13 protein-coding genes are annotated in these 15,522 nt (G+C 59.1%); 3 read left to right on the top strand and 10 right to left on the bottom strand.

Annotated elements, in window-relative coordinates:
- Position 1: 1 nt before the first annotated feature.
- From carB to grpE, 6 genes are all read right to left on the bottom strand, one after another.
- Entirely contained in the window at positions 2-3,223 is a 3,222-nt protein-coding gene (carB, locus tag PMI29_RS27990) for a carbamoyl-phosphate synthase large subunit (RefSeq protein ID WP_007993593.1), read from the bottom strand.
- Between the two features lie 118 nt (positions 3,224-3,341).
- Positions 3,342-4,478: a glutamine-hydrolyzing carbamoyl-phosphate synthase small subunit gene (gene carA / locus PMI29_RS27995; RefSeq protein WP_007993591.1), complete on the bottom strand. Its 1,137-nt coding sequence runs from the start codon at positions 4,476-4,478 to the stop codon at positions 3,342-3,344.
- A 259-nt stretch (positions 4,479-4,737) separates the two neighbouring features.
- Positions 4,738-5,541, bottom strand: coding sequence for a 4-hydroxy-tetrahydrodipicolinate reductase (gene dapB, locus PMI29_RS28000; RefSeq protein WP_007993588.1), 804 nt, complete (start codon positions 5,539-5,541; stop codon positions 4,738-4,740).
- 10 nt (positions 5,542-5,551) lie between these two features.
- On the bottom strand, positions 5,552-6,676 hold the full coding sequence (gene dnaJ / locus PMI29_RS28005; RefSeq protein ID WP_007973132.1) for a molecular chaperone DnaJ: 1,125 nt from the start codon (positions 6,674-6,676) through the stop codon (positions 5,552-5,554).
- A gap of 295 nt (positions 6,677-6,971) precedes the next feature.
- Positions 6,972-8,888 (bottom strand): molecular chaperone DnaK, encoded by a 1,917-nt coding sequence (gene dnaK, locus PMI29_RS28010; RefSeq protein WP_007993585.1) that lies wholly within the window; start codon positions 8,886-8,888, stop codon positions 6,972-6,974.
- 102 nt (positions 8,889-8,990) lie between these two features.
- A complete protein-coding gene (gene grpE, locus PMI29_RS28015) occupies positions 8,991-9,557 on the bottom strand; it encodes a nucleotide exchange factor GrpE (RefSeq protein WP_007993584.1) in 567 nt (188 codons plus the stop codon).
- Between the two features lie 240 nt (positions 9,558-9,797).
- Here grpE and recN point away from each other — a divergent pair, with 240 nt between their 5' ends.
- Positions 9,798-11,471: a DNA repair protein RecN gene (gene recN, locus PMI29_RS28020; protein ID WP_007993581.1), complete on the top strand. Its 1,674-nt coding sequence runs from the start codon at positions 9,798-9,800 to the stop codon at positions 11,469-11,471.
- A 75-nt stretch (positions 11,472-11,546) separates the two neighbouring features.
- Here the strand turns inward: recN and fur are convergent, their stop codons facing one another.
- Entirely contained in the window at positions 11,547-11,951 is a 405-nt protein-coding gene (gene fur / locus PMI29_RS28025) for a ferric iron uptake transcriptional regulator (protein WP_003197684.1), read from the bottom strand.
- Positions 11,952-12,048: 97 nt separating this feature from the next.
- On the opposite strand from fur, the gene PMI29_RS28030 reads away from it, so the two are divergent.
- Positions 12,049-12,576 carry an outer membrane protein assembly factor BamE gene (locus tag PMI29_RS28030; RefSeq protein ID WP_007993578.1) on the top strand — a complete coding sequence of 176 codons (528 nt, stop codon included), beginning with the start codon at positions 12,049-12,051 and terminating at the stop codon, positions 12,574-12,576.
- Positions 12,577-12,637: 61 nt separating this feature from the next.
- Here the strand turns inward: PMI29_RS28030 and PMI29_RS28035 are convergent, their stop codons facing one another.
- From PMI29_RS28035 to PMI29_RS28045, 3 genes are read right to left on the bottom strand one after another with little or no spacing between them, the layout of a single operon-like run.
- Positions 12,638-12,940: an RnfH family protein gene (locus PMI29_RS28035; RefSeq protein ID WP_007993576.1), complete on the bottom strand. Its 303-nt coding sequence runs from the start codon at positions 12,938-12,940 to the stop codon at positions 12,638-12,640.
- An 11-nt stretch (positions 12,941-12,951) separates the two neighbouring features.
- On the bottom strand, positions 12,952-13,386 hold the full coding sequence (locus tag PMI29_RS28040; protein WP_007993574.1) for a type II toxin-antitoxin system RatA family toxin: 435 nt from the start codon (positions 13,384-13,386) through the stop codon (positions 12,952-12,954).
- Positions 13,387-13,393: 7 nt separating this feature from the next.
- Positions 13,394-14,797, bottom strand: coding sequence for a sodium-dependent transporter (locus tag PMI29_RS28045; RefSeq protein WP_007993571.1), 1,404 nt, complete (start codon positions 14,795-14,797; stop codon positions 13,394-13,396).
- A 118-nt stretch (positions 14,798-14,915) separates the two neighbouring features.
- On the opposite strand from PMI29_RS28045, the gene smpB reads away from it, so the two are divergent.
- Positions 14,916-15,398: an SsrA-binding protein SmpB gene (gene smpB, locus PMI29_RS28050; protein ID WP_007993569.1), complete on the top strand. Its 483-nt coding sequence runs from the start codon at positions 14,916-14,918 to the stop codon at positions 15,396-15,398.
- Positions 15,399-15,522 lie beyond the last annotated feature (124 nt).

Raw genomic sequence — 15,522 nt, 5'->3', positions numbered from 1 at the left:
CTCATGCCTTCAATCCTGCGTGTAGATCCTGCAAGCGGCGTACGGTCTTCTCGGGACCGAACTTCAGCGCTTCGCAGATGGCTTCGCCAGCAGCAATGGTGGTGGTGCAGTAAATCTTGTGCTGCAGGGCATTACGACGAATGGAGTACGAATCAGCGATCGACTGACGACCTTCGGTGGTGTTGATGATCAGCGTGACTTCGTCATTCTTGATCATGTCGACCACGTGCGGACGACCCTCGGTCACCTTGTTCACACGACGCACTTTCAGGCCTGCCGCTTCGATCAGCTTGGCAGTACCGGCAGTGGCGACCACTTCGAAGCCCAAGTTGATCAGATCACGGGCCACGCCCGCAACCAGCGGCTTGTCGTCGTCACGTACGCTGATGAACGCAGTACCGCCGGTCGGCAACACTTCGCTGGCACCCATCTGGGCCTTGGCGAACGCTTCACCGAAGGTGTCGCCCACGCCCATCACTTCACCGGTGGACTTCATCTCCGGGCCGAGGATCGGGTCAACGCCAGGGAATTTGGCGAATGGGAACACCGCCTCTTTCACGCTGTAGAAGTTCGGAATGATTTCCTTGGTGAAACCCAGTTCTTTCAGGGTTTTACCGGCCATCACGCGGGCAGCGATCATCGCCAGGGAAACACCGATGCACTTGGACACGAACGGAACGGTACGGGAGGCGCGCGGGTTGACTTCGATGACGTAGATGTCTTCGCCTTGCAGCGCCAACTGAACGTTCATCAGGCCGACTACACCCAGTTCTAGGGCCATTTTCTTGACCTGTTCGCGCATCTCGTCCTGGATGTGCGCCGGCAGCGAGTACGGCGGCAGCGAACATGCGGAGTCACCGGAGTGAACGCCGGCCTGCTCGATGTGCTGCATGATCGCGCCGATGACAACGTCCTTGCCGTCGCAGACCGCATCCACGTCCATTTCGATGGCGCAGTTGAGGAAGTGGTCCAGCAGCACCGGGCTGTCGTTGGACACTTGAACCGCTTCACGCAGGTAGCGCTTGAGTTCTTCTTCTTCGTAAACGATTTCCATCGCACGGCCGCCCAGTACATAGGACGGACGCACCACCAGCGGGTAACCGATCTTCGCAGCAGCGCGAATCGCTTCATCTTCGCTACGCACGGTAGCGTTTGGCGGCTGACGCAGGTTCAGGCGCTGGACCATTTGCTGGAAGCGCTCGCGGTCTTCAGCACGGTCGATGGCGTCAGGGCTGGTGCCGATGATCGGCACGCCAGCGGCTTCCAGGGCGCGGGCCAGTTTCAGCGGGGTCTGGCCGCCGTACTGGACGATCACGCCTTTCGGCTTCTCGACGCGAACGATTTCCAGCACGTCTTCCAGGGTCACCGGCTCGAAGTACAGGCGATCGGAAGTGTCGTAGTCGGTAGAAACGGTTTCCGGGTTGCAGTTGACCATGATGGTCTCGTACCCGTCATCGCGCAGCGCCAGTGCCGCGTGTACGCAGCAGTAGTCGAACTCGATGCCCTGGCCGATGCGGTTCGGACCGCCGCCCAGGATCATGATCTTGTCGCGACCCGATGGTGCGGCTTCGCACTCTTCTTCGTACGTCGAGTAGAGGTACGCGGTGTCGGTGGCAAACTCGGCAGCGCAGGTGTCGACGCGCTTGTAGACCGGGAAGATTTCCAGCTTGTGACGGTGAGCGCGCAGGCTCTTCTCGGTCACACCCAGCAACTTGGCCAGGCGCATATCGGAGAAGCCTTTGCGCTTGAGGCGGAACATCAGATCGCGGTCGATGCTGGTCAGCCCTAGGGTCTTGACCTTCTCTTCGTCCTTGATCAGATCTTCCATCTGCACCAGGAACCAAGGATCGATCATGGTCATGCCGAAGATGTCTTCAACGCTCATGCCGGCGCGCATGGCGTCCGCCACGTACCAGATACGCTCGGCGCCCGGCACGGTCAGCTCGCGCTTGAGCACGCTCATGCTTTCCGGATTGGCCAGGTCAACCTTCTCGTCCAGACCGCAAACACCGACTTCCAGACCGCGCAGGGCTTTCTGCAGGGATTCCTGGAAGGTACGGCCGATGGCCATGACTTCGCCTACCGACTTCATCTGAGTGGTCAGGCGCGCGTCAGCCTTGGCGAACTTCTCGAAAGCGAAGCGTGGCAGCTTGGTGACGACGTAGTCGATGGACGGTTCGAAGGACGCCGGGGTCTTGCCGCCGGTGATGTCGTTCGACAGCTCGTCCAGGGTGTAGCCCACAGCCAGCTTGGCCGCGACCTTGGCAATCGGGAAACCGGTAGCTTTCGAAGCCAGGGCCGAGGAACGGGATACACGCGGGTTCATCTCGATCACGACCATGCGGCCGGTGTTCGGGCAGATACCGAACTGAACGTTGGAACCGCCGGTTTCCACGCCGATCTCGCGCAGTACCGCCAGGGAGGCGTTACGCAGGATCTGGTATTCCTTGTCGGTCAGGGTCTGTGCCGGAGCCACGGTGATCGAGTCACCGGTGTGCACGCCCATCGGGTCAAAGTTTTCAATGGAGCAGACGATGATGCAGTTGTCCTTCTTATCGCGGACAACCTCCATCTCGTACTCTTTCCAGCCGATCAGGGATTCGTCGATCAGCAGCTCTTTGGTCGGCGACAGGTCCAGACCACGGGCGCAGATTTCTTCGAATTCTTCACGGTTGTAAGCAATACCGCCGCCAGTGCCGCCCATGGTGAAGGACGGACGGATGATGCACGGGAAGCCGAGCTTCTCGAGGACCGCGTTGGCCTCTTCCATGCTGTGGGCAATACCGGAACGCGGGCACGCCAGGCCGATGGACTTCATGGCCTTGTCGAAACGCGAACGATCTTCAGCCTTGTCGATGGTATCGGCGTTGGCACCGATCATCTCTACGCCGAACTTCTCCAGAACGCCTTCGCGCTCCAGGTCCAGGGCGCAGTTCAGAGCAGTCTGGCCGCCCATGGTTGGCAGCAGCGCGTCCGGACGCTCTTTCTCGATGATCTTGGCAACGGTCTGCCACTTGATCGGTTCGATGTAGGTGGCGTCGGCCATGGCCGGGTCGGTCATGATGGTGGCCGGGTTGGAGTTCACCAGGATGACGCGGTAACCCTCTTCGCGCAGGGCTTTGCAGGCCTGGGCGCCGGAGTAGTCGAATTCGCAGGCCTGGCCGATCACGATCGGGCCAGCACCGAGAATCAGGATGCTTTTAATGTCTGTACGTTTTGGCATGGGTTTGTCACTCAAATCCGCAGGTCAGTCGGCAAGCCGTCTTGTTCAATCTCTGAAGACTTGAGGGGGCCACCGGTGTCGGGACCACCCTCAAGCTTTGCAACATCAAGGCGAGCGATCAGCGTCGCTTGGCCATCTCGTTGATGAAGCGATCGAACAATGGCGCTACGTCGTTCGGGCCAGGGCTGGCTTCCGGGTGACCCTGGAAGCTGAAGGCGCTCTTGTCGGTACGCTCGATACCTTGCAGGGTGCCGTCGAACAGCGATTTATGGATCGCACGGACGTTGGCTGGCAGGGTCGCTTCGTCTACGGCAAAACCGTGGTTCTGGCTGGTGATCATCACCACGCCGCTGTCCAGGTCCTGGACGGGGTGGTTGGCACCGTGGTGGCCGTGACCCATTTTCAGGGTCTTGGCACCGGAGGCCAGGGCCAGCAGCTGGTGACCGAGGCAGATACCGAAGACCGGAATTTCGGTCTCCAGCACGTCCTTGATCGCCTGGATCGCGTAGTCGCAAGGCTCCGGGTCACCAGGGCCGTTGGACAGGAACACGCCGTCCGGCTTCAGCGCCAGCACATCGGCAGCAGGGGTTTGAGCAGGCACTACGGTCACACGGCAACCGCGCTCGACCAGCATGCGCAGGATGTTCACCTTGACGCCGTAGTCGTAGGCAACCACGTGGTATGGCAGTTCGGACGCCTCGAGGGTCGCGTGGCTGTCGGTTTTCAGATCCCAGACAGTCGAACGCCATTCATAGGAGTCTTTGGTGCTGACGACTTTCGCCAGGTCCATGCCCTTGAGGCCAGGGAAGCCCTGGGCGGCGGCGATGGCAGCTTCTTCGGAGATGTTGTCACCGGCCATGATGCAGCCGTTCTGCGCGCCTTTTTCACGCAGGATGCGCGTCAGGCGGCGGGTGTCGATACCGGCGATTGCCACAACGTTGTTGGCTTTCAGGTAATCGGACAGGGACATCGTGTTACGCCAGTTGCTCGCAACCAGTGGCAGGTCACGGATAACCAGGCCAGCGGACCAGACGCGGTTCGACTCGGCGTCTTCCGGCGTGGTGCCGGTGTTGCCGATGTGCGGGTAAGTCAGGGTAACGATCTGTTGGGCGTAGGAAGGATCGGTAAGGATTTCCTGATAGCCGGTCATTGCGGTGTTGAACACCACCTCACCAACGGTTTGACCGTCGGCTCCAATGGCTTCGCCGCGAAAAATGCTGCCATCAGCAAGGGCGAGTATGGCTGGCTTAGTCAAGAAGACCTCCCGTAAATAAAGCCTGAAAGGGCGATCGCAGGTTGTAAAAAAGCGGAGTGACGTATGGACACGTCACCCCGCTTCTTCACTGAATTATTCTGCGCGCTTTTAGTGGACACACTAAAGCTGTAGCTTACAGAAAAAGGCATTTTTGGTCTACCGCCAATGAGCCTTAAAGGCTGGAGAATGCGACAGGACGTCGCTTGGCGGAACAAAACCGGGCTCAAACGCTGTGCGCGAGCCCGATTTCGGGTGCATCTTAACGCAGTTCGAGCACGTCTTGCATGTCGTATAGGCCAGGCTCACGCCCATCCAGCCACAACGCAGCACGCACCGCACCCTTGGCGAAAGTCATGCGACTGGACGCCTTGTGGGTGATCTCGACACGCTCGCCATCGGCAGCGAACAGCACCGTGTGATCGCCAACGATGTCGCCGGCGCGTACAGTGGCAAAACCAATGGTCTCGCGCTCGCGAGCACCGGTCTGGCCTTCACGACCGTACACCGCCACCTTCTTCAGATCACGACCCAGGGCATCTGCAATCACCTCACCCATGCGCACGGCAGTGCCGGACGGCGCATCGACCTTATGCCGATGGTGAGCCTCGGTGATTTCGATATCGACATCGTCGCCCAACACGCGAGCTGCCGTGTCGAGCAACTTCAGACACAGGTTGACGCCCACGCTGAAGTTGGCCGCGAAGACGATCGGAATGTCCTTGCCCGCATCCGCCAGCAACTGCTTTTCTTCAACACTGAAGCCGGTAGTACCGATGATCATCGCCTTGCCGTGTTTACGGCAGAAGGCCAGGTTCTTCAGGGTCACCGTCGGATGCGTGAAGTCAATCAGCACGTCGAACTCGTCGACCACCCGATCCAGATCGCCGGACAGAGGCACACCGATACGACCCAGCGCAGCCAGCTCGCCGGCATCCGCGCCGACCAACGTGCTGTCAGGACGATCCACTGCCGCCGTCAGACCGGCGCCCGGGGTTTGCTGCACCGCTTCAATCAGGGTCTTGCCCATGCGCCCGGCGGCGCCCATCACTGCAATACGTCGCATGCCTGTCTCCTTACAAATCGCCGAAGAAGCGCTTCACGCCTTCGAACCAACCAGTGGTTTTCGGTGAATGGCTGTTGTCGTCCGCCAGGGAGCTACGGAACTCCTCGAGCATTTCGCGCTGGCGACGGCTCAGGTTGACCGGAGTCTCGACCGCCACACGGCACATCAAGTCACCCGCACCACCGCCACGCACAGGCGCGACACCCTTGCCACGAACACGGAACTGCTTGCCGGTCTGCGTCCCCTCAGGGATCTTCAGCTTGACCCGACCATCAAGGGTCGGAATCTCCAGCTCGCCACCCAGCGCCGCATCGACGAAGCTGATCGGCACTTCGCAGAACAGGTGTTTGCCATCACGCTGGAAGATCGAGTGCTCGCGCACGTTGATCACCACGTACAGATCGCCGGTCGGGCCACCCTGAGCGCCCGCCTCGCCTTCGCCGGACAGACGAATGCGGTCACCGGTATCGACACCGGCCGGCACTTTCACCGACAGGGTCTTGTACTCTTCGACACGACCTTCGCCATGACAGGAATCGCACGGATCGGAAATGATCTTGCCCTGGCCATGGCAGCGCGGGCAGGTCTGCTGCACCGAGAAGAAGCCTTGCTGCATGCGCACCTGACCGATACCGCCGCAAGTCGGGCAGGTCACCGGCGAAGAACCTTTCTTGGCACCGGAGCCGTCGCAAGGCTTGCAGTTGACCAGCGTCGGAACGCGGATGTTCACGGTCGTACCGCGCACCGCCTCTTCGAGGTCCAGTTCCAGGGTGTAGCGCAAGTCACTGCCGCGCTGAGCGCCGCCACGGGAACCGCCGCGACCGCCACCGAAGAAGTCACTGAAGACATCGCCAAAGATGTCGGAGAAGTTCTGACCACCGAACCCGGCACCGCCGCCACCCATGCTCGGGTCGACACCGGCATGGCCGTACTGGTCGTATGCCGCGCGCTTGCTGGAATCCGACAGCACTTCGTAGGCCTCGTTGGCCTCCTTGAACATCTCTTCCGACGCCTTGTCATCGGGATTACGGTCCGGGTGGTGCTTCATTGCCAGGCGACGGTAGGCCTTTTTCAGGTCCGCTTCGCTTGAGCCACGCTCAACACCCAACACTTCGTAATAGTCACGCTTTGCCATAAGTCTTTGCACTCTTAAGGACGTCCGACACAACCCTCCTGAGTCTGCCGAACTCGTTGAGCCCCAATACAGGCCCGGACCCAACTCACGTCAATTCAACGATCCTGGTCTTTGATTCTTGCGGTACTTGCGACTCGAAAAGCAGGAGCATTTCCGACCATACCGCCAGCATCCGAACGCTGTCGCATGCTGTAAAAATTCGCGTATTCCAGATACGCCAACGCGGGAGCAAGCTCCCGCGCGGCGACATCCTACCAGTCACCGCCTAAAGGCAGTCAACCGGCCGACCAACAACTTACTTGTGGTCTTTGACTTCTTCGAACTCGGCGTCGACAACGTCGTCAGCCTTTTCAGCCGATTCAGCGTGCGGCGCCGCGCCTTCAGCAGGCTGAGCCTGTTCGGCGTACATCTTCTGCGCCACTGGAGCGGAGACTTTCGACAGCTCTTCAACCTTGGCGTCGATAGCAGCCTTGTCGTCGCCTTTGACGGCGGCTTCCAGGGCAACAACTGCCGCCTCGATTGCAGTCTTCTCTTCAGCGGTCACTTTATCGCCGGCATCGGCAACCATTTTGCGCGTCGAGTGAACCAGTGCATCACCCTGGTTACGGGCAGTGGCCAGTTCTTCGAACTTGCGGTCTTCCTCGGCGTTAGCCTCGGCATCACGCACCATGCGCTCGATTTCTTCGTCGGACAGACCGGAGTTGGCCTTGATCACGATCGACTGAGTCTTGCCGGTAGCCTTGTCTTTCGCACCTACGTGCAGGATGCCGTTGGCGTCGATGTCGAAGGTCACTTCGATCTGCGGCACACCACGTGGAGCCGGTGGGATGTCGGCCAGGTCGAACTTGCCCAGGGACTTGTTCTGTGCGGCTTGCTTACGCTCGCCCTGCAGCACGTGAATGGTCACGGCGCCCTGGTTGTCGTCGGCAGTCGAGAACACTTGCGATTTCTTGGTAGGAATCGTGGTGTTTTTCTCGATCAGCGCGGTCATCACGCCACCCATGGTTTCGATACCCAGGGTCAGCGGGCTGACGTCGAGCAGCAGAACGTCTTTCACGTCACCGGCCAGTACCGCACCCTGGATGGCAGCACCCATGGCAACAGCTTCGTCCGGGTTCACATCTTTACGAGCTTCTTTACCGAAGAACTCGGTTACCAGCTTCTGAACCAGTGGCATACGGGTCTGACCGCCCACCAGGATCACGTCGTTGATCGCGCCAACGTCGATACCGGCATCTTTCATCGCGATGCGGCAAGGCTCGATAGTGCGCTGAACCAGGTCTTCCACCAATGCTTCGAGCTTGGCGCGGGAGATCTTCACGTTCAGGTGTTTAGGACCGGTGGCGTCTGCAGTGATGTACGGCAGGTTCACGTCGGTCGACTGGCTCGAAGACAGTTCGATCTTGGCTTTTTCAGCAGCTTCTTTCAGGCGCTGCATGGCCAGCGGGTCGCCCTTGAGGTTCATGCCGCTTTCTTTCTTGAATTCGTCGACGAGGTAGTCGATCAGACGAATGTCAAAGTCTTCACCGCCCAGGAACGTGTCACCGTTGGTGGCCAGTACTTCGAACTGGTGCTCGCCATCGACTTCAGCGATCTCGATCACGGAAACGTCGAAAGTACCACCGCCCAGGTCGTAAACGATCACGGTGTGATCGCCCTTCGCCTTGTCCATACCGTAAGCCAGAGCAGCCGCGGTCGGTTCGTTGATGATACGCTTTACGTCCAGACCGGCGATGCGGCCGGCGTCTTTGGTGGCCTGACGCTGGCTGTCGTTGAAGTAGGCCGGAACGGTGATCACCGCTTCAGTCACGGTCTCGCCGAGGTAGTCTTCGGCGGTCTTCTTCATTTTCTTCAGGATTTCAGCCGAGATTTGTGGCGGCGCCATTTTCTGGCCGTTCACTTCAACCCAGGCATCGCTGTTGTCAGCTTTGACGATCTTGTAAGGGACCATCTGAATGTCTTTCTGCACGACTTCTTCGTCGAAACGACGACCGATCAGACGCTTCACCGCGTACAGGGTGTTGTGCGGATTGGTCACTGCCTGACGCTTGGCCGACTGGCCAACCAGAATTTCGCCATCGTTGGCGTAAGCGATGATCGACGGCGTGGTACGCGCGCCTTCAGCGTTTTCAATAACTTTTGCCTTGCCGTTTTCCAGCACGGAGACGCAGGAGTTGGTTGTCCCCAGGTCGATACCGATAATTTTGCCCATGTTCACTCTCCCGAAACTTTGGATTTGGTTGCCGCAGCAGTGGTGGCTAACTGCGGTAGCACTTAAACGCTTGACTTATAAATGGGGGCCTTGCGGCGAATTTCAAGCCTGCTCGTCAATCGAAGGCGAAACCGGCGCAGGCGCCTTGCTGACCACGACCATCGCCGGGCGCAGCAGGCGACCATTGAGCTGATAGCCCTTCTGGAACACCTTCAGAACGCTGTTCGGCTCGACGTCGGCGCTTTCCTGCATGGCCATTGCCTGATGGTGAACGGCGTTGAACGGTTCGCCATGCGGATCGATCGCTTCAAGCTGATAACGCTTGAGAGTGTCGTGGAACATTTTCAGGGTCAGCTCGATGCCTTCGCGCATCGGACGGATACTTTCGTCGTCCGGGCTGGACAGTTCCAGGCCGCGCTCCAGGCTGTCGACGATCGGCAGCAGGTCGCTGGCGAATTTTTCCAGCGCGAACTTGTGAGCCTTCTCCACATCCTGCTCGGCGCGACGGCGGACGTTCTGCAGATCGGCGGCTACACGCAAAGCCTGATCCTGAGCGCCTGCCAGTTGCTCTTCGAGCACTTGTACACGAGCCGCCAGGTCTTCACCCGAAGCCTCGGGCGCCTGGTTGGCGTCTGGGTTTTGCGTATCCACTGTCTGTTCGTCAGCCATAGATTTCTCCTTTCAATATCGTCCGCGAGCTCAACTCGCGCTTCTGCCCAGCTATATGGGGCCGCAAAATCCGGCTTCAAGGGGGGCCGACGATTAACCCTACAAAAAACAACCGCTTTGTCATTCCCGCTCGCGATAAGGGTTTTGTCGGACCAAGCGAATCGAGCTAACGAGAGGCATTGTCAGCCCGAAACAAAACACTGTATAAATAACCAGACCTAACACCTGGGAGCGGCCCATATGCTGGTGCACCTGTCCGTACACAACTACGCCATCGTTGAACATCTCGATCTCGAACTCGATCGCGGGATGAGCGTTATCACCGGGGAAACCGGCGCGGGCAAGTCGATCATGCTCGACGCGCTGGGCCTTACCCTGGGTGATCGCGCCGACAGCGGCGTGGTCCGCCCCGGCGCCGACAAGGCCGATATCCTGGCCACCTTCGATCTGGCCGACATTCCGGAAGCCAGCGCCTGGCTGGCCGAACGCGACCTCGAAAACGACGGCCCATGCATCCTGCGCCGGGTGATCACATCCGAAGGGCGCTCGCGTGGCTACATCAACGGCACGCCCTGCCCGCTTGGCGATCTCAAGGCGCTGGGCGAGCTGTTGATCGACATTCACAGCCAGCACGAACACCAATCCCTGCTCAAGACCGACACCCACCGTCGCCTGCTCGATGAATATGCCGGCGCGACCGACCTTGCCCGGCAGGTTCAGCTCGCCGCCCAGCGTTGGCGCCAGACCCGCCAGGAACTGGAGCGACTCTCCAATTCCGGTGACGAGCAACGCGCCCGCCATCAATTGCTCAGTTATCAACTCGAAGAACTGGAAAACCTCGGCCTTGGCGACAACGAGCTGGAGCAGCTGGAACAGGAACACAAGAACCTGACCAACGCCGAGACACTGCTCGGCATTTGCCGGCAAGTCGTCGAGCAATGCAGTGAAAGTGATTCCGGGAATGTCCTGAACGCCCTCACCGCCAGCCTCAACCGCCTGTCGAGTGTGAACAGCTCGATCGGTGCGCTGGGCGAAGCCAGCAGCTTGTTGACCAGTGCACAGATCCAGGTTGAAGAGGCCGTGGGTGAACTGAACCGCTTCCTCGACAATTTCGATGCTGATCCGTCGCGCCTTCAATACCTTGAAGAACGCCTCGACGCGATCTACACCCTGGCGCGCAAACACCGCATCCAGCCGACTGAAGTTGCCGAGATGCAACAGAAACTGCTGGATGAAATCGAAACCCTCAACGCCAACGACGAATCCATCGAGCGACTGAGCGATGAGCTGTCGTCCTATGCCCGGCACTATCAGGAAAAGGCCCGAGAGCTGAGCGATCTACGACATCAAGCATCGAATAGCCTGGCCAGCGCCGTGGAGCAGGAAATCCAGCGACTGGGCATGCCCGGCGGTCGCTTCACCATTGAACTACGCCCAAACAGCAGCGATGAACTGCTGCCAAATGGCCTCGAGCAGGTAGAACTGCTGGTCAGCGCCAACCCTGGCCAGCCACTGAAAGCCCTGGCGAAAGTGGCATCCGGTGGCGAGCTGTCGCGGATCAGCCTGGCGATTCAGGTGATCACCGCGCAGACCTCCCGTGTACCGACCCTTGTATTCGACGAAGTCGACGTCGGCATCGGCGGCCCGACCGCAGAAATCGTCGGCCAGTTGCTGCGCAGGCTCGGCGAGCGTGGGCAAGTACTGACCGTGACCCACTTGCCGCAAGTCGCAGCGCAGGGTCATCAGCATCTATTTGTGCATAAAGTACGCGGAGAAGATGCCACCCGTACGGCCGTTTCCAAATTGAGCAAGAATGACCGCGTCGAAGAAGTCGCACGGATGCTGGGCGGCATCGATCTCACCAAGGAGTCCCTGGCTCACGCGAAAAAAATGGTGGTTGCCGCCAAAGCTTGAGTAAAGCCGGAAAGCACGAAGGCGACCCTGGGGTCGCCTTCGCTCGTTTCGCGAACGGATGTTCGCGCGACATGCTTACTTTTTCTTGCGCACGTACAGCACCAGATTGTGATCAACCATCTCGAAGCCATACTTGTCGACGATTGCTTTCTGAAGCCGCTCGATTTCTTCGTCGAAGAATTCGATCACTTCACTGGTTTCGACGTTGACCATATGGTCGTGATGCTTTCCGTCGTCCAGTTCGAAGACCGCATGGCCTCCGTCGAAGTTGTGCCGCACCACAAGGCCAGCTGCCTCGAACTGGGTCAGAACACGGTAAACCGTGGCCAGACCGACGTCCTCACCAGCCTCCATAAGGGCCTTGTAGACATCCTCGGCACTCATGTGGCGCTGCTCGGCGGAATCGAGCATTTGCAGAATCTTGACCCGTGGCAGGGTCACTTTGAGGCCGGCTTTGCGTAGTTCGCTATTTTCAACCATGGTCAGCTTTCTCGCGATGCTGCTTCGCAGCTTCTCTTAATGCGGGTATGATCGGCGTTTACGTTGTCCCAGCCAAGATAGTGGAAGTCGCCCACCGATGCAAAACACCAAGCTCTTGCTAACCAGTTTCACCTTTGTGGGACTGCTCGCACTCGCCGGTTGTTCATTCCCCGGGGTTTACAAAATCGACATCCAGCAGGGCAATGTCGTCACGCAGGACATGATAGACCAGTTACGCCCGGGAATGACCCGTAAGCAAGTACGGTTTATCATGGGCAACCCTCTGCTGACTGACACGTTCCATGCCGATCGCTGGGATTATCTGTACAGCCTGCAACCTGGTGGCGGTGAACGCCAACAGGAACGCATCAGTGTTATCTTCAACCCAAATGATCAGCTTGTCAGCCTCTCTGGCGATTTCATGCCAGGCGTGAGCCGTGACGAAGCCATTCTCGGCAAGGACAGCGGCACGACAGTGGCTGCCCCGGCAGAAAACGTCGAGAAGCCAAAACCGGAAAAACCGGTCAAACCAGGTTCGTTGCTGGATCAGATCCAGAAGGACGTCGACGGTGTAGAAACCGTTCCGGTCCCGACGCCGCGACCACTGGAAACCTCGCCGCAATAATTTGCGACGCAATAAAAAGCCCGGCATGCCCGGGCTTTTTAATGTCTGGCGTTCAAGCCACTCACTGATTGCGGGCTTTGGCCTCGGCAGCCTTTGCCGCGCGCAGTCGGCGAACCTCTTTGGGATCGGCCAGCAAAGGTCGGTAAACCTCGATGCGATCCCCAGCCTGGACTGCCCGACTCTCTGGATCGGCTACAACCTTGCCAAAGATACCCACAGGGCATTGGGTCAGATCCAGCTCCGGAAACTCTTGAGCCAGGACCGACCCAAGCAAGGCCGCCCGCACAGTCGTTCCGGCAGGCACCGCCACCGTCAACAGCATCTGACGGTCTACGGCCGCGTAAACCACCTCGACTTCAATCATCACCCATGACCTCAACCATGTATCTGCTTGGCACGCTGGCAGAACGCATCCACCAGTGTATTGGCCGCCTGGTTGAACAGCGGCCCCAGGGTGGCACGAACCAACGGCCCGGCATAATCGAACGACAGATCAAGACTGATCTTGCAGGCCTTCTCGCCCAGTGGCTTGAACACCCACACGCCATGCAGCTGATTGAACGGACCTTCCTCAAGGTTCATTTCGATCGATTGCCCGGGAACCAGGGTATTACGCGTCACGAAATGCTGACTGAGGCCGCCCTTCGCCACCCCGACACTCGCCCGCATATGCTCAGGGGTGCTCTCCAGGACTTCGGCCGACGAGCACCACGGCAGAAACTCCGGATAGCGTGCCACGTCGTTGACCAGGTCATACAGCGCTTGTGCCGGGTACGGCAGCAAGGCCGAACGTGAAATGTGTGTCGTCATGTCAGCGTCACTTCCACAGCTGGGCGGCAAACACTACGAGAATGCCGATGGGCGCCACATAGCGCATCAAGAACAAGGACAGGTCAAACAGCGCAGGGTTGCGGATCGACAACTCGTCGCGCACCGCTTCACGCCCCATGATCCAGCCCGCGAACACCACGAAACACAAACCGCCAAGCGGCAACATGAGTCGCGAGGTGAAGAAATCGATCACACCAAAGAAGTCGAGGCCACCGGTTGCTCCCCATTGGTAGAGGTGGAACATCCCGCCTTCGTTCACGAAGAACTTGGCCTCCTTCCAGATATTGAAGGAGAACACCGTGCCCAGACCAACAAACCAGCAGCTGAAAGCCAACCAGAAGGTGACCCATGCACGACTCACCTTAGTGCGTTCGACCAGGTAGGCCACCATCGGCTCAAGCAGGGAAATCGCCGAACTCCAGGCAGCAACCGCCACCAGCACGAAGAACACCACGCCCATCAACTGCCCGAACGCCACGTTACCGAAGGCAAACGGCAGGCTGACGAACATCAGCCCCGGCCCTTCGCTCGGGTTCAGACCCGCGGCGAAAACAATCGGAAACAATGCCAGACCGGCCACCAGGGAAACAAAGGTATCGAGCAGCGCCACGCCGACAATCGTGCCTGAAATCGACGAGTGCTTCGGCATGTAGGCACCGTAGATCATGATCGAGCCGACGCCCACGCTCAGGGAAAAGAACGCGTGGCCCATGGCGGGCAGCAAACCGTCGAGGACTTTTTCGGGGTGGAAGTCGAACATGAAATGCACGCCTTCCATGAAATGTCCGGTGGTCATGCTGTAGCCCAGCAGCACGAGGACCATCACGAACAACAACGGCATCATGATGCGCAAACTGCGTTCAAGCCCGGCAACCACGCCCTTGGCGATCACTACCGCTGACAACAGCATAAAAATCGTGTGCCAAAGTGTCAGGCGCCATGGATCGGCGATCACATTGCCGAAGTAGGCACCCACCTGGTCCGGCGTCGCTCCCTGGAAGTCGCCACGCCCCATGTCGATGATGTAATCCAGCGACCAGCCGCCAACCACACTATAGAAAGACAGGATCAGCAACGCCGTGATCATCCCGGCAAATGCCCCCCAGGACCATTTCGCCGAGTGCCCCGCCTCGACCGCCAGCATCTTCAAGGCATTGGCCGGGCTCTGCCGGGCACGCCGGCCGATCAGGGTTTCCGCCAGCATGACCGGCACGCCGATCAATGCAATACAGGCCAGGAACATCAGCACGAAGGCGCCGCCGCCATAGACACCGACCATGTACGGGAATTTCCAGATACTACCCAGCCCCACGGCCGAACCGGTCGCGGCGAGTATGAAGACCCAGCGGCTAGCCCAACTGCCGTGGACAGAAACCTTGTCTGTCGACATCGTTATCACGCCCAAGCGTTCAAAAAAGAGGCCGCATTGTCCGGGATTCAATCAACCTGCTCAAGCACGCAGCAACACCGTAGCCGACTCGCGTGCAACTCCCTATAATGCCGCCCCTATGGCTAAACAGAAGAAACACCCAACAGGGACCATCGCGCAAAATAAAAAGGCGCGACACGATTACTTCATCGAACATCGGTTCGAGGCTGGTCTGGTCCTGGCCGGCTGGGAAGTAAAAAGTCTGCGGGCAAGCAAGCTGCAGCTGGTTGACAGCTACGTACTGCTCAAGGATGGCGAAGCCTGGCTGCTCGGCAGCCACATTACGCCCCTGACGACCGCCAGCACCCACGTCATCGCTGACCCGGTGCGCACCCGTAAATTGCTGCTCAACCGGCGCGAGCTGGAAAAGCTGGCCGCCGCCGTGCAGCAGAAGGGTTACGCCTGCGTGTGCCTGTCCTGGTACTGGAGCAAGCACATGGTCAAGTGCGAGATCGCTCTGGGCAAGGGCAAGAAGGAATACGACAAGCGCGATACCGAGCGCGAACGCGACGCCGGTCGGGAGTTGCAGCGCGCGGTGCGCAACAAGGGCAAGGAAGAGTAATTCTTTCGCCTTGAGGTCCCCTCGCGGGCAAGTCGGATCGCCGCACCGCCGCTCCCACAAGGTCTGTGGCTGCCAATAGTTTTTGCGGCAACCCTGAAACCCTGTGGGAGCGAGCTTGCTCGCG

The sequence above is a fragment of the Pseudomonas sp. GM49 genome, assembly GCF_000282355.1.
Lineage (GTDB): Bacteria > Pseudomonadota > Gammaproteobacteria > Pseudomonadales > Pseudomonadaceae > Aquipseudomonas.
Note: the sequence above shows the minus strand (reverse complement) of the source record. Positions and strands in the feature narration are given on the sequence as shown.

Bases quoted from the DNA above. Each gene is read 5' to 3' on its own strand.
- carB (WP_007993593.1), bottom strand. From the start codon at position 3,223: ATGCCAAAACGTACAGACATTAAAAGCATCCTGATTCTCGGTGCTGGC.
- dapB (WP_007993588.1), bottom strand. From the start codon at position 5,541: ATGCGACGTATTGCAGTGATGGGCGCCGCCGGGCGCATGGGCAAGACC.
- dnaJ (WP_007973132.1), bottom strand. From the start codon at position 6,676: ATGGCAAAGCGTGACTATTACGAAGTGTTGGGTGTTGAGCGTGGCTCA.
- dnaK (WP_007993585.1), bottom strand. From the start codon at position 8,888: ATGGGCAAAATTATCGGTATCGACCTGGGGACAACCAACTCCTGCGTC.
- grpE (WP_007993584.1), bottom strand. From the start codon at position 9,557: ATGGCTGACGAACAGACAGTGGATACGCAAAACCCAGACGCCAACCAG.
- recN (WP_007993581.1), top strand. From the start codon at position 9,798: ATGCTGGTGCACCTGTCCGTACACAACTACGCCATCGTTGAACATCTC.
- fur (WP_003197684.1), bottom strand. From the start codon at position 11,951: ATGGTTGAAAATAGCGAACTACGCAAAGCCGGCCTCAAAGTGACCCTG.
- PMI29_RS28030 (WP_007993578.1), top strand. From the start codon at position 12,049: ATGCAAAACACCAAGCTCTTGCTAACCAGTTTCACCTTTGTGGGACTG.
- PMI29_RS28035 (WP_007993576.1), bottom strand. From the start codon at position 12,940: ATGATTGAAGTCGAGGTGGTTTACGCGGCCGTAGACCGTCAGATGCTG.
- PMI29_RS28040 (WP_007993574.1), bottom strand. From the start codon at position 13,386: ATGACGACACACATTTCACGTTCGGCCTTGCTGCCGTACCCGGCACAA.
- PMI29_RS28045 (WP_007993571.1), bottom strand. From the start codon at position 14,797: ATGTCGACAGACAAGGTTTCTGTCCACGGCAGTTGGGCTAGCCGCTGG.
- smpB (WP_007993569.1), top strand. From the start codon at position 14,916: ATGGCTAAACAGAAGAAACACCCAACAGGGACCATCGCGCAAAATAAA.